The sequence below is a fragment of the Curtobacterium phoenicis genome (assembly GCF_047238015.1).
Lineage (GTDB): Bacteria > Actinomycetota > Actinomycetes > Actinomycetales > Microbacteriaceae > Curtobacterium.
The window spans coordinates 786,254-800,009 of the sequence record NZ_JBDFLZ010000002.1; the positions used below are offsets into that span (position 1 = coordinate 786,254).

Below are 13,756 nucleotides of genomic sequence, written 5' to 3' on the forward strand. Positions count from 1 at the left end.
GACATCCCCGCGTGATGGGTCTTTACTCACCATTACGCAACGTCCTTTCATAAAGGTCGGACCAAGGGAGTCAACGTGACACGCACGCGTTTCGCCGCACTCGGTGCGCTCGCCCTCGCAGGCGCGCTCGCCCTCACCGGGTGCTCCGCCGGAAGCAACGGAGCTTCCGACGGCGGCACGAAGTCCATCGGCACACCCGATGGCAAGGGCAAGACCATCACCGTGTGGATCATGAACGGCGACCTCAGCCCGAAGATCCTCGACGTCGCCGAGAAGCAGTTCACCGAGGCGACCGGAGCGAAGGTGAAGCTGCAACTGCAGCAGTGGGACGGGATCACGACCAAGCTCACGACGGCGCTCGCGCAGCAGGACGCGCCGGACGTGGTCGACCTCGGCAACACGCAGGTGCCGGTCTACGCGGCGACCGGCGGCCTCATGGACCTGACGCCCTACAAGAAGGAGCTGCAGGACGGGCAGACGTGGCTGTCCGGGCTCGAGGGGCCGGCGACGGTCGACGGCAAGCTCTACGGCGCTCCGCTCTTCGCCGGCAACCGCGCGGTCATCTACAACAAGAAGACCTGGGCGGACGCCGGGGTGACCGACGTGCCGAAGTCGTACGACCAGCTCACCGCCGACCTCGACAAGGTGAAGGCGAAGAACCTGCAGGCCGACTTCTCCGCGTTCTACATGCCCGGGCAGTACTGGTACGGCGGTCTGCAGTGGGTGTGGGACGCGGGCGGGCAGATCGCCACCGAGAAGGGCGGCAAGTGGACCGGAGCGATCGACTCCGCTGACGCCGTCACGGGCCTCACGGCGTGGAAGGACTTCCAGAACGCGTACTCCGCGAAGTCCACGCAGGACATCAACACCGACAAGCCGGCCGAGTCCGACGTCTTCGCGCAGGGCAACACGTCGGCGATCCTCGGGTCGGCGTGGGAGATCGGGTCGATCACCACGGCGAAGCCCGAGCTGAAGGACCAGATCGGCACCTTCCCGATGCCGTCCGCGACCGAGGGGAAGACCCAGCCGGTGTTCCTCGGCGGTTCCGACCTCGGCATCCCGTCGAAGTCGCAGAACCAGGAGCTCGCGCTCTACTACATGAAGATCTTGACCTCGAAGGAGTTCCAGAAGGACCAGGTGTTCGGCGTCGACGGGTGGGAGCCGAACTCGACGCAGCTGCTCGACGCGGTCGCCGGCGATGTGGACGAGCTCCACAAGCCGTACTTCGAGGCCGCCTCGACGAGCCGCCCGACCCCGGCGACCCCGGGCTGGGCGACCATCGAGGGCGACTCGAGCTTCCAGACGATGTTCGCCGACATCGCCACGGGACGGAAGACGCCGCAGCAGGCAGCCGAGGGCTTCTCGGAGCACCTCACGTCCGCGCTGAACGCGCAGCAGTAGTCGATGACCTCCACTGCGCAGCGGGTGTCCGGTCCGGCTCCGGCCGGGCCGGACACCCGGCGTGGCGGTCTCCGGCGGAGTCGCCCGGCGGGGTCGGGCCCGTCGGGGTCCGGCTCGGCGGGCGGTCGCGGCGGCCGTCGGCGGTCGTCGACGGCGTCCCGTGCGCCGCTCGTGCTGCTGGCGCCGGCCGCGGTCCTGCTGCTCGCGCTGGTCGTGTACCCGCTCGTGCGGCTGCTCGTCATCTCCTTCCAGGACTACGGGCTCCGCGCGATCTTCACCGGTCAGGCCGGGTTCGCGGGGCTCACGAACTACACGAACGTCCTCACGGACGCGAGCTTCTGGCCGGTCATCCTGCGGACGGTGCTCGTCACCGGGGCGATGGTGGTCGGGACGATCGGGATCGGCATGGCCGTGTCGCAGCTGCTCACCCGGCTCGGCGTCGTCATGCGCACGGTGGTCAGTGTCGTGCTCGTGCTGGCGTGGGCGATGCCCAACGTGGCGTCGAGCCTGGTGTGGCAGTGGCTCTTCCAGCCGTTCTACGGGGTGCTCAACTGGATCATCACGCAGCTCGGCGTCTTCGGGGACCACACGCAGGACAACTGGGCCTCGACCCCGGGGCAGTCATTGGCGATCGTGCTCTCGCTCGTCATCTGGCAGGCGGTGCCGTTCGTGGCCCTCACGCTGTACGCCGCGCAGTCGCAGATCGCGCCGGAGTACTACGAGGCCGGCGCCCTCGACGGGGCCTCGGCGTGGGCCATGTACCGCGCGATCACGCTGCCGGCGCTCGTACCGACGCTGCTCCTCGTGACGATCCTCTCGGTGATCTGGGACTTCAACGTCTTCAACCAGATCTGGCTGCTCACCAAGGGCGGCCCGGAGGACACCACGCTCACGCTCGGCATCTGGACCTTCGTGAAGTCCTTCGTGTCGAACGCGTACGGGCAGGGCGCGGCGATCGCCGTCATCTCGACGCTGATCCTCGGTGCGCTCACCAGCTACTACATCCGTCGGCTCGTCCGCAGTGGAGAGGAAGACCTGTGACGACGACATCGACGCCCGGGGTGACCGGGGTGACCGCGTCGGAGGCGCAGCCCGACGTGGCGGGGGCGGGGCGTGCCTCCAGGCCGGGCGGGCCGGGCCGCGTCGCCGTGACTGCGCGCGCGCGTCGTCGGAAGCCGCGTGTGGTCGCGAACACGATCGCGGTCGTGTTCTGCCTCGTGTGGGTGTTCCCGATCTACTGGATGGTGAACACCGCGTTCAAGCCTGCGGACGAGGTCACCACGCTCACGCCGATCTGGCTGCCGCTGCGACCGACGTTCGAGAACTTCACGAGGGCGCTCACCCAGGACGGGTTCCTCGTCTACCTGCGGAACTCGGCCATCGTCGTCGTGGCGGCGGTCCTGCTCTCGATCGTGGTCGGGTTCCTGGCGTCGGCGGCGCTGTCGCGGTTCCGGTTCCGGGGTCGGCGGGCCATCCTCGTCGCGATCCTGTTCGTGCAGATGATCCCGTCCGGGGCGCTGCTGATCCCGCTGTTCCTGTCGTTCCAGACGCTCGGGTTGCTCAACAGCTACATCGGGCTGATCCTCGCGTACGTGGCGAGTGTGCTGCCGTTCTCGATCTGGGTCATGCGCGGGTTCTTCGTGGCCGTGCCCGTCGAGATCGAGGAGGCCGCGAAGGTCGACGGTGCGGGGACGTTCCGGATCCTCTGGAGCGTGCTGTTCCCGCTCGTGATGCCCGGGGTGATCGCGACGAGCGTGTTCGCGTTCATCGCGGCGTGGAACGACTACCTGACCGCGTACGTGATGCTGAAGGACCAGGGGATGTACACGCTGCCGGTGTGGCTCGCCGGGTTCTCCACGAACAAGGGGACGGACTTCGGCGGGCTGATGGCGGCGTCTGTGCTGTTCTCGATCCCGGTGGTGGTGTTCTTCCTCATCGTGCAGCGGCGGCTCGTCAGCGGGATGACCGCGGGGGCCGTCAAGGGCTAGTCGCCGCCAGCGCGCGCACCCGAACGCCCCGTCCTGCCACGCGCAGGGCGGGGCGTTCGTGTGTGACCGTGTTGGTTCTGCGATGGAACAGTTGCGAACGTGTGGGTTTGGGGCGTACAGTGCTCGAAAACCACGGGAACGAAGGAGTTCGGGCATGTACGCAACCGAGCGGCACGACGCCATCGCCGCTTCGCTGCAGTCGGCAGGGCGGGTCTCCGTCGCCGAACTGGCCGAGCACTTCGACGTCACGACCGAGACGGTCCGGCGCGACCTGGACGCCCTCGAGTCCGCCGGCGTCCTGCGCCGCGTGCACGGGGGAGCGGTGCCGGTCGGGCGATCGAGTGTCGTCGAACTGAGCGTCGCCGAGCGCGAGGGACAGCACGGCTCCGCCAAGACCGCGATCGCCCGGGCCGCGATGCGCCTGGTGCCGCCGACGTTCACCGGTTCGATCGCCCTCGACGCGGGCACCACCTGTGCCGCCGTCGCCGCGGAACTCGCCCGGTGGGAGCCCGCCACGGCCGGAGCGACCATCACCGTCATCACGAACTCGGTGCCGATCGCCAGTGTCCTGCAGCACAGCGAGCACGTCGAGCTGCACCTCCTCGGCGGTCGGGTCCGTGGTGTCACGAGCGCCGCGGTCGGCACGGCCACGGTCGAGCAGATCGGCGCGCTCCGTCCCGACATCGCGTTCGTCGGCACGAACGGGCTCTCCGCGGGCTTCGGGTTGAGCACGCCGGACGAGTACGAGGCCGCCGTGAAGGGCGCCTACGTCGTCTCGGCCCGCCGGTCCGTGGTCCTCGCGGACGCGGCGAAGCACGGGGTCGAGGCGCTGATGCGCTTCGCCCGGCTCGACGAGGTCGACACGGTCGTGACCGACCAGGAGCCTCCGGCGGACCTCGCCGGTGCGCTCGCCGAAGCGGACGTCGAGGTGGTCGTCGCATGAGCGCCAACCAGAGCAACAGCAACAGCAACAGCCGGAGCACGCGCATCGTCACGGTGACCCCGAACCCGAGCCTCGACCGCACGATCGAGCTCGCCGGCGAACTCCAGCGCGGCGCCGTCCAGCGCGCTACCCGGTCCACGGCGGAGCCCGGCGGCAAGGGCGTCAACGTCTCCCGTGTCATCGTGGCGAGCGGCGGGGACACCGTCGCGGTGCTGCCCGGCGACGAACTCGACCCGGTGCTGCTCGGCCTCGCGACGCGCGGCATCCCGACCGCCGCGATGCCGATCGGCCTGCCGCTGCGGTCGAACGTGACGGTCACCGAACCGACCGGCACCACCACGAAGCTCAACGAACCCGGGCCGTCCCTCGCGGGGCGCCTCGACGAGTTCGCCGCCCTCGTGGCCGACGCCGCGGGGCCGACCCCGACCGGACCCGGAGCCCGCTGGGTCGTCCTCGCCGGATCGCTGCCGCCGGGTCTGCCGGACGACGCGCTCGCGGAGCTGATCCGGGCCGTCCGTGCCCGGCACGGCGAGGACGCCCGGATCGCCGTCGACTCCTCCGGCGTGCCGTTCACCGCGCTGCTGCAGTCCGGTGAGCGGATCGACCTCGTCAAGCCGAACGCCGAGGAACTCGCCGAGGTCGTCGGTGGCGACCCGGACGAGTACGAGCGCGACCTCGAAGCCGCGGCCGCGGCCGCCGAGCGGCTCCGGTCGCGGGGCGTCGACACCGTCCTGCTCACCCTCGGCAGCGCCGGCGCGGTCCTCGTCGGTCCCGACGGGGCGCACGCCGCGGCCGCGCCGAAGATCGTCGCGCGCTCCACCGTCGGCGCCGGGGACTCCTCCCTCGCCGGCTACCTGCTCGCCGAGGTCGCCGGAGCAGGGCCGGAGGAACGCCTCGCGCAGGCCGTCGCGACCGGAGCGGCAGCCGCTGCGCTCCCGGGCAGCGACGTCCCCGCGCTCGACCACACCGACCCGTCCGCCGTCGCGGTCCGCACCCTGCGGGCCGCGGCACCACCGGCACCGACGCCGACCGCAGCCGCACCCGTCGCGGCGCCGGAACCGGTCTGAACCGCACCACCAGCACGCACGCCCCACCCACCAGCACGAAGCACGGCCCGCGCCCCCGGCGCCACTGCAAAGGAGCAACCCATGTCCGCAGACACGACGCAGCGCCTCATCAGCGCTGAGCTCGTCGGCCTCGACGAAGACCTCGGAGCGACGTCGAGCGACGTCATCCGCGTCCTCGCCGACCGCGTCGCCGCCACCGGCCGCGCAGCCGACGGAGCCGCCCTCGCCGAGGACGCCATCAAGCGCGAAGCCAGCGTCGGCACCGGCGTGCCCGGCGGCATCGCCATCCCGCACGCCCGGTCGGCCTCGGTGTCGAGCCCGACCCTGGCGTTCTCGCGCCTCGCCCGGAAGGTCCCGTTCGGCGCGCCGGACGGCGACGCCGACGTGGTCTTCATGATCGCCGTGCCCGAGGGTGCCGACAAGGACCACCTCACGGTCCTGTCGACCCTCGCCCGCGCCCTCATCCGCGAGGACTTCACCGCGGCACTCCGCGCCGCGTCCAGCCCGCAGGAGATCGTCGACCTCGTTCAGCGCGAGGTGGGCGGCGAGGTCGCCGCAGCCGGCGTCGGCGGCGCGAGCAGTGCCTCCCGGCCGACCGCGACGACCCAGGAGGCGCAACCCGCCACCGCCACACACGCAGCGGCTGGCGACGCGACCACGAGCAACGCCACCGCCGCACGCAAGGTCATCGTCGGCGTCACCGCCTGCCCGACCGGCATCGCGCACACCTACATGGCCGCCGACGCCCTCGTCGCCGCGGCCCAGCGAGCCGGCGCCGAGATGCACGTCGAGACCCAGGGCTCCTCGCAGGTCGAGCCCCTCGACCCGGCGCTCATCGCCCGCGCGGACGCCGTCGTCTTCGCGGTCGACGTCGACGTGCGCGACCGCGGCCGGTTCGCGGGCAAGCCGCTCGTGTCCGGTCCCGTCAAGCGCGGGGTCGACGAGCCCGACAAGATGATCGCCGAAGCGCTCCGGGCCGCCGACGACCCGAACGCCGCGCGCGTCCAGGGCGGTGCGGCCACCTCGGAGACCACGAAGACCGACGAGCACTTCGGGCAGGCCCTCAAGCGCTGGCTCCTCACGGGCGTCAGCTACATGATCCCGTTCGTCGCGGGCGGCGGTCTCCTCATCGCGCTCGGCTTCCTGCTCGCCGGCTACGGCATCGCGCTGCAGCACGGCGACTCGGGCCAGAACAACGCCGTCTACACGCTGACGAACTACACGCTCGTCAACCTCCCGCCGGAGGGACTCGCCTACTACCTCGGCGCGGCCGCGTTCCAGATCGGTGGTGTGTCGCTCGGGTTCCTCGTCGCAGCACTCGCCGGGTACATCGCGTACGCGATCGCCGACCGACCCGGCATCGCGCCGGGCTTCGTCGCCGGTTCGATCGCCGTCTTCATGAACGCCGGCTTCCTCGGCGGGCTCGTCGGTGGCCTCATCGCCGGAGGTGCGGCGTACTGGATCGGGCGCATCCCGACCTGGCGCTGGCTGCGCGGCCTCATGCCCGTCGTGATCATCCCGCTGTTCGCGTCGATCATCGCCTCGGGACTCATGCTCCTCGTGCTCGGTGGTCCGATCGCCTGGGTCATGACGCAGCTCACCGCGTGGCTGAACTCGCTGTCCGGTGCCTCCGCGATCCTGCTCGGCATCATCCTCGGCCTGATGATGGCCTTCGACCTCGGTGGCCCGGTGAACAAGGTGGCGTACGCGTTCGCCGTCGCCGGTCTCGGCGCCGGCTCGGCCACCAACGTCGTCCCGTTCGAGATCATGGCCGCCGTGATGGCCGCGGGCATGGTCCCGCCGCTCGCCCTCGCGCTCGCCTCGACCGTGCTCTACCGCAAGGGCTTCACGAAGCCGGAGCGCGAGAACGGCAAGGCCGCCTGGCTGCTCGGCGCGTCCTTCATCTCCGAGGGTGCGATCCCGTTCGCCGCGGCCGACCCGCTGCGCGTCATCCCGGCGTCGATGGTCGGTGCCGCGGTGACCGGTGCGATCTCGATGGCCGCCGGCGTGACCTCGCGGGCGCCGCACGGTGGCATCTTCGTCTTCTTCGCGATCGGGAACATCTGGATGTTCATCGTCGCGATCCTCGCCGGCACCGTGGTCTCCGCGCTCGTGCTCGTCGGGCTGAAGAAGTGGGTGCGTCGTCGTCCGGCGGACGAGGTCGTGACGGGCTCCGAGGCCGCGGTCGCCGCCGAGACGGTGGGGCAGCGCGCGCCGGTCGCGGTGTAGTCGACGTCACCACGTGACGGACGGGAGGCACGGTGCCAGCTGGCACCGTGCCTCCCGTCCGTCACCGGGGTGCGTTGCGCAGCCGAGCCGGCCGCTCCAGATGCCGAAATTTCGGCATCTGGGTGTTCTCCGGAACGTTCCGCGGAACCTCGTCGGAACTGAGCGGCGAGTCATGGAATCTGCGGAGGCAGCCAGCACGAACGCACGGCCGGCCTCCGCCGACGCCCGCCCTACTCCGCGATGTTCGCCGTCACCGCGTCGATGTAGGCGGCGCGTTCCTCGCGCGAGTGCGGCCGACCGGGCACGCCCGGGCGCTGCTCCCACGGGAACGGCCCGGCCTCGTGCCGGTACTCGATCCCCATCGCCTCGAGCCGCGCCGTGTGCTCCGCCAGGCGTCCGCGGAACTCCGCGACGTCGCGCGGCCCGGCGACGTCGGCGGACCACAGTGCCTCGGCCAGCGCTGCGACGCGGGGGAACAGCTGGTAGTCGAGCTTGCGGGCGGTGTCGACGTGCTCGGTCCACATGTTGCCCTGGCCGCCGATGACGTGCGCGCGCTCGGCGTCGGTCAGGCCCGAGGGGACCGGGTCGAACGCGAAGACGTCGTCCACGGAGAGCACGATCGACACCGGGATCGGCTCGGTCGGCAGGTCGCTCTGCCGGTAGTCGAGGTACGCCTGGTCGTCCGGGGACGAGATGACGTCGTGTCCGCGCTTCGCCGCCGTCCGCGCGCCCGTGAGACCGCGCCACGACAGCACGGTGGCGGAGGACGACAGCGTGCCCCCCTCGAGGATCTCGTCCCAGCCGAAGGCTCGCCGCCCGCGGGACTCGACGTGCGCCGCGAGCCGGCCGATGATCCACGCCTGCAGCTGCTCCTCGTCCGCCAGCCCGAGCTCCCGCATGCGCTCCTGCGTGCGGGGGTCGTGCTGCCACTGCACCTTCGGGCACTCGTCGCCGCCGATGCCGATGTACGGGCTCGGGAAGAGGGCGATGACCTCGTCGAGGACGTCCTGGAAGAACGTGATCGTGGACTCCTCGGCGTTGAGGACGTCGTCGGCGATCCCCCACTCCGTCCAGACCTCGACCGGGCGGTCCGGGTGGACGCCGAGCTCCGGGTACGCGGCGAGGGCGGCGCGGACGTGGCCCGGTGTCTCGATCTCGGGCACGACGGTGACGAACCGGTCGGCCGCGTAGGCGACGATCTCGCGGACGTCGTCCTGCGTGTAGTACCCGCCGTGCGGGCGACCGTCGAACCCCGCGGGACGGAGCACCCCGTCGGCGTCCGCCACGTGCGCACCGACCTGGGATTCGCGTCGCCACGACCCGACCTCGGTCAGACGCGGGTACTTCCGGATCTCGATGCGCCACCCCTGGTCTTCCGTGAGGTGGAAGTGCAGGCGGTTGATCCGGTGCGCGGCGAGCTGGTCGACGACCCGCATGACCTCGTGCTTCGTCCGGAAGTGCCGGCAGACGTCGAGCATCACGCCCCGCCAGGCGAAGGCGGGAGCGTCCTCGACGACGGTCGCGGGGACGGTCCACGGGCCCGTACCGACGCGGCCGTGTCGGTACACGTCGGCGGGCAGGGACTGCAGCAGCGCCTGCACGCCGTAGAACACCCCGGCGGCCGAACCCCCGATGACCTCGATCCGCTCGGGCGTGACCGTGAGCCGGAACGCCTCGCTCCGGTCCTCCGGTGCCGTCGTGGGGCCGGCGGGCAGGCCGGCGCGTTCTGCGCCACCGGCGACCCGGAGCACGATGACGTCGCTGCCCGCGTGCCCTTCCGCGTCGCGCACCGGCAGCCCGGTCGAGCCGCGGAGGGTCTGCTGGAGGTACAGTCGCACCGAGGCGGTGTCGTCGTCAGCGGCGATGCGGGTCGTCGCGGTGATCTCGAAGGCACCGGTTCCCGCTTCGGCGCGGCGCGGGCGGGGGATGAGCATGTCAGGTCCACCATTCCTCAATGGTCTTTCGTAATATGGAGGCTATGGCCGTGGAAGAGACCGTGTCAACGCCCCCGAGCACCGTGGTGGGCACGACCCCCGGCGTACTGCGGCTGATCAACTCCCGCGCGATCCTCGACGAGCTCTTCCGCGATGACGCCTCGCGCACGGTCACCGAACTGAGCCGGACGGTCGGGCTCTCCCGTCCGACGGTCGAAGCGGCACTTGCCGACCTCGTCGACGAGGGGTGGGTGGCCGAGGCCGAGGCCATCGCCACACCCAACAAGGCCGGCCGGCGGGCGAAGCGGTTCGCCGCCGACGCATCGGCCGGCGCGGTCCTCGGCGTGGACCTCGGTCTGCACGGCATCGTCGGACTGCGCGCGGACCTCCGCGGCGTGACGACCGCACGGGTCGAGGAGCACTACGCCGACCTCACCAGCGCGGAGCAGGCGTGGTCGAGCGTGCAGGACGTCGTGCAGCGGCTCACGGAGGGCGTCGCGCCCGACCGGGTGCTCGCCGCCACCTTCGGCGTCCCGGCCGTCGTCGACCGATCGGGCGCGATCGACTACACCGTCGCCGTGCCGCAGTGGGTGGAGTCCCGGGTGCCCGGCCGCATCCAGGACCTCTTCCCCGGGGCGGCGACCTTCTTCGACAACGACGCCAAGCTCGCAGCGACCGCCGAGGCGATGTGGGGACGGTTCCGCGGCGTCGACGATGCGCTCTACCTCGTCATGGGGCGCCAGATCGGCGCGTCCTTCCTCGTCGACGGTTCGCTCGCGCGCGGTGCGCGCGGTGCGGCGGGCGAGGTGGGCGGCCTCGCCTCGACCGGGTGGCCGTCCGCTCCGGCCCGCCTGGAGGCGCGGATCGCCGCCGACACGGACCTCGAGTCGGTCTTCGCGGCGGCCGGGCACGGCGACGCGGCGGCGGTCGAGGTCGTCCGTGCGTTCGCGGCCGACGTCGCTCCCGGCGTGGTGCAGCTCGTCACGACGCTCGACCCGCAGGTGGTCGCGGTCGGGGGAGAGGTCCTGCCGGCCGCCGACGTCTTCGCCGCAGCCCTGCACGACCTCGTGACGCCCGAGCTCCGGCACCCGGTGGAGGTGGTGCCGTCGACGGTCGGTCGCGACGCGGTGGCCAGGGGCGCACTCGCGCGGTCCCTCACCCACGTGCGGACCTCCCACATGGGCCTCGGCTGACGTTCAGGTCCTGCGCCGGAGTCTGACAGGCCGTTCAGGGATGATCGGCGGATGACGACTGCCTTGCCCCGCCCCGTGGCTGCCGCCGATTCCGAGATGGGCGGGCTCTCCGGGCTCGTCCTGCAGCTCATCGACGCGCTCGGCGAGTGGGGCGTCGCGCTCATGCTCTTCGTCGAGACGGTCTTCCCGCCGATCCCGTCCGAGGTGATCCTGCCCCTCGCCGGGTTCCTCGCGGGGGCGGGGCAGATGAACCTCGTGCTCGTCCTCGTCGCGGCCACGCTCGGCTCGTACCTCGGCGCGCTGGTGCTCTACTGGCTCGGCGCCGTCATCGGGTTCGAGCGGACCGTTCGGCTGCTCGGCCGGCTGCCGCTCGTCGACGAGGACGACTTCCGCAAAGCCGCCGACTGGTTCCACCGGCACGGCAGGAGCGCCGTCTTCTTCGGGCGCTTCGTGCCGATCGTGCGCAGTCTCATCTCGCTGCCGGCCGGCGCGGACCGGATGCACCTCGGCACGTTCTCGGTCTTCACGATCATCGCGAGCGGCATCTGGAACGGCGCGCTCGTCCTGCTCGGCGCGGCGTTCGGGACGCAGTACGACAAGGTCGAGCAGTACACGGAATGGATCGACCGCGTGCTCTACGTCGCCATCGCGGTCGTCGTCGTGACCTTCGTCGTGCGCAGGGTCCGACGTGCCCGAGCCGAGCGTGCTGGCCGGACCGAGCGTGCCGGCCAGGGTGGGCGCGGTCGACGCCGTGCCACCCCAGCCGGCGACTGACCCGTCAGGCCTTCTTCAGCGTCGACTCCTTGTGGGCAGCCTTGCTGCCCGACTTCTCCGACTCGACGATCCAGTACGGGTCGTCGTCCTTCGGCTTGAAGTCCTGACCGTCGAACGTGAAGTCCTTCGTCTTCTTCTCGACCAGCTTGCCGGTCGTCTTCCCCTGCGAGGTGTTCCAGTGCACCTCGTCGCCCTTCGACAGCGCCATCGTGTCCTCCTTGCGCGTGAACGCTCATCCGTTTCGGTCATGCCTACACCGGCGGACCGGCATCAACACAGGGAAGTACCGGGCATCACGATGTCGTAACGAGCCCGCGGGATCGTGCGCGGGCGCGTACCGTACTGGGTGAGTCAACCCGAAGGCAACTGCTGCTCCCGACTCCCGACGGAACGACGTGCACATGACCTTGCTGGACAGCCCTCGGGCGGAGACGGTCCTCGCTGGCCGCTACCGACTCGTCCGGCTCATCGGCACCGGCGGCATGGGCACCGTGTACGAAGCGCGCGACGAGCACACGTACCGACCCGTCGCGGTGAAGCTGTTCGCGACGCCGGACACCATGACGACCGCCGACCGGGTCCGCCAGGAGCGCGAGATCCGACTGCTGAGCATGCTGTCGCATCCCGGGCTCATCCCGCTCTACGACGCCGGGACGCACGACTTCGAGGACGGCCCGCACCGCTTCATCGTGATGGAGCTCATCGCCGACACGACCCTCCTCCGACGCCTCGCCGAGGGGGCGCTGCACAACTACGAGGTGGCCGACCTCGGGGCGCAGCTGGCCGACGCGCTCGCCTACGTGCACTCCCGCGGCATCGTGCACCGTGACGTCAAGCCGGCGAACATCCTCATCAGCGACGAGGGTTCCTCCGGCTTCGCCCGGACCGTCAAGCTCACCGACTTCGGCGTCGCGCACTTCGTCGACGGCTCCCGGCTCACCAACGACGGCACGATCATCGGGACGGCCGCGTACCTCAGCCCGGAGCAGGTTGCCGGCGAGCCGATCGGTTTCGCGACCGACGTCTACTCACTGGGACTCGTCCTGCTCGAGGCCCTCACCGGCAAGCAGGAGTACTCCGGCACGCTCATCGAAGCCGCGCTGGCACGGCTCCGCCGTGATCCGGAGGTCCCGGAGGGCGTCGCGTCGGAGTGGCGCGACCTCCTCGAGCGCATGACGGCGCGGGACCCCGAGCGTCGCCCGACCGCGGTGGCCGTCGCGAACGCGCTGCGCGGCGGTTCGACGCAGATCACCGGACCCGTGCCGCTCGGCCCGGAGCGCACGAAGCACCTGCGCGCCCACAAGCTGCACCGGGCCGCGCACCGACACGCCAAGCGGGGCACCTTCGACGCGGTCAAGCGGTGGCGACGGCGGAACGTGCTGCTCGGCGCGTTCGCGATGTTCGGGCTCCTCGCCGCGTGCGGCGCGTCGTACCTGGCGGGCATGCTGCACTGAACCGGGGTGCGACCGCCACGGTGCGCCCTGGCAGGATGGACCGCATGACCGATCAGCGCTGGATCAAGATCTGCGGCCTCTCCACGCCCGAGACGGTGGACGCCGCCGTGGACGCCGGCGCCGACGCGGTCGGGTTCGTGTTCGCCGCGGGCAGCCCCCGCACGGTGACGGCCGACCTCGCGAAGGAACTCGTCGAGCGGGTGCCCGAGGGCATCGACGCCGTCGGCGTGTTCCGCGACCAGCAGATCGACGAGGTCGTCGGCATCGCCTCGGCGGTCGGACTGACGACCCTCCAGCTGCACGGGGGCGAGTCGGCCTCGGACTTCGCCCGTGCGCGTGACGCCGGCTTCTTCACGATCCGTGCGGTCAGCACCGAGGACTACCTGCGCGAGACCCCCGAGCAGCGGGGTGCGTTCGACCACGATCTCCTGCTGCTCGACGCCGCGGTGCCCGGGAGTGGCCGGCTGGTCGATCCGGCCACGATCGCGGGCAAGGTGGACGAGGCGTGGATCCTCGCGGGCGGGCTCACCCCGGCGAACGTCGTGGCCGCGGTCGAGGCGCTCGACCCGGACGGCGTGGACGTGTCGAGCGGTGTCGAGTCCGAGCGCGGCGTGAAGGACGCCGCCAAGATCCGCGCGTTCGTCGAGGCGGTCCGCAGCATCCCCTGACGTCGCGCCCCGCGCGCGGCGCTCTGCGCCAACGGGTTCGCGAAAGCGACAGTGGCGACGTGTCGCTCCCGCGGAAGCGACAGAGCAGCGCGGCCCGACGCGCGC

Annotated in this window: 12 protein-coding genes; 10 read left to right on the forward strand and 2 right to left on the reverse strand. The window is 71.3% G+C overall.

Annotation, left to right across the window (positions count from 1 at the left end; genetic code table 11):
* The first annotated feature begins 75 nt into the window (after positions 1-75).
* From ABC270_RS03990 to ABC270_RS04015, 6 genes are all read left to right on the forward strand, one after another.
* Complete coding sequence (locus tag ABC270_RS03990) at positions 76-1,401, forward strand: sugar ABC transporter substrate-binding protein (RefSeq protein WP_412879612.1); 1,326 nt, start codon at positions 76-78, stop codon at positions 1,399-1,401.
* Between the two features lie 3 nt (positions 1,402-1,404).
* Positions 1,405-2,442: a carbohydrate ABC transporter permease gene (locus ABC270_RS03995; RefSeq protein WP_412879613.1), complete on the forward strand. Its 1,038-nt coding sequence runs from the start codon at positions 1,405-1,407 to the stop codon at positions 2,440-2,442.
* Complete coding sequence (locus ABC270_RS04000) at positions 2,439-3,389, forward strand: carbohydrate ABC transporter permease (protein WP_412879614.1); 951 nt, start codon at positions 2,439-2,441, stop codon at positions 3,387-3,389. The genes ABC270_RS03995 and ABC270_RS04000 overlap by 4 nt, the downstream gene beginning before the upstream one ends.
* 154 nt (positions 3,390-3,543) lie before the next feature.
* Positions 3,544-4,332: a DeoR/GlpR family DNA-binding transcription regulator gene (locus tag ABC270_RS04005; RefSeq protein ID WP_412879615.1), complete on the forward strand. Its 789-nt coding sequence runs from the start codon at positions 3,544-3,546 to the stop codon at positions 4,330-4,332.
* On the forward strand, positions 4,329-5,399 hold the full coding sequence (locus tag ABC270_RS04010; protein ID WP_412879616.1) for a 1-phosphofructokinase family hexose kinase: 1,071 nt from the start codon (positions 4,329-4,331) through the stop codon (positions 5,397-5,399). Before ABC270_RS04005 ends, ABC270_RS04010 begins: the two co-directional genes overlap by 4 nt.
* Positions 5,400-5,480: 81 nt before the next feature.
* The gene (locus ABC270_RS04015) at positions 5,481-7,628 is read left to right on the forward strand and encodes a PTS fructose transporter subunit IIABC (protein ID WP_412879617.1); all 2,148 of its coding nucleotides are present in this window, start codon (positions 5,481-5,483) and stop codon (positions 7,626-7,628) included.
* A gap of 230 nt (positions 7,629-7,858) precedes the next feature.
* On the opposite strand, the gene ABC270_RS04020 is transcribed toward ABC270_RS04015, so the two are convergent.
* Positions 7,859-9,562: a beta-N-acetylhexosaminidase gene (locus ABC270_RS04020; RefSeq protein ID WP_412879618.1), complete on the reverse strand. Its 1,704-nt coding sequence runs from the start codon at positions 9,560-9,562 to the stop codon at positions 7,859-7,861.
* 44 nt (positions 9,563-9,606) lie between these two features.
* Between ABC270_RS04020 and ABC270_RS04025 the strand changes: the two genes are divergently transcribed.
* Both ABC270_RS04025 and ABC270_RS04030 read left to right on the forward strand, forming a co-directional pair.
* A complete protein-coding gene (locus ABC270_RS04025; RefSeq protein ID WP_412879619.1) occupies positions 9,607-10,755 on the forward strand; it encodes an ROK family transcriptional regulator in 1,149 nt (382 codons plus the stop codon).
* Positions 10,756-10,806: 51 nt separating this feature from the next.
* Complete coding sequence (locus ABC270_RS04030) at positions 10,807-11,529, forward strand: DedA family protein (protein ID WP_412879620.1); 723 nt, start codon at positions 10,807-10,809, stop codon at positions 11,527-11,529.
* Positions 11,530-11,533: 4 nt separating this feature from the next.
* Here the strand turns inward: ABC270_RS04030 and ABC270_RS04035 are convergent, their stop codons facing one another.
* Positions 11,534-11,737: a hypervirulence associated TUDOR domain-containing protein gene (locus tag ABC270_RS04035; protein ID WP_412879621.1), complete on the reverse strand. Its 204-nt coding sequence runs from the start codon at positions 11,735-11,737 to the stop codon at positions 11,534-11,536.
* Between the two features lie 193 nt (positions 11,738-11,930).
* Between ABC270_RS04035 and ABC270_RS04040 the strand changes: the two genes are divergently transcribed.
* Both ABC270_RS04040 and ABC270_RS04045 read left to right on the forward strand, forming a co-directional pair.
* Positions 11,931-12,983 (forward strand): serine/threonine-protein kinase, encoded by a 1,053-nt coding sequence (locus tag ABC270_RS04040; protein WP_412879622.1) that lies wholly within the window; start codon positions 11,931-11,933, stop codon positions 12,981-12,983.
* A gap of 44 nt (positions 12,984-13,027) precedes the next feature.
* Positions 13,028-13,651 (forward strand): phosphoribosylanthranilate isomerase, encoded by a 624-nt coding sequence (locus ABC270_RS04045; RefSeq protein ID WP_412879623.1) that lies wholly within the window; start codon positions 13,028-13,030, stop codon positions 13,649-13,651.
* The last annotated feature ends 105 nt before the right edge of the window (positions 13,652-13,756 follow it).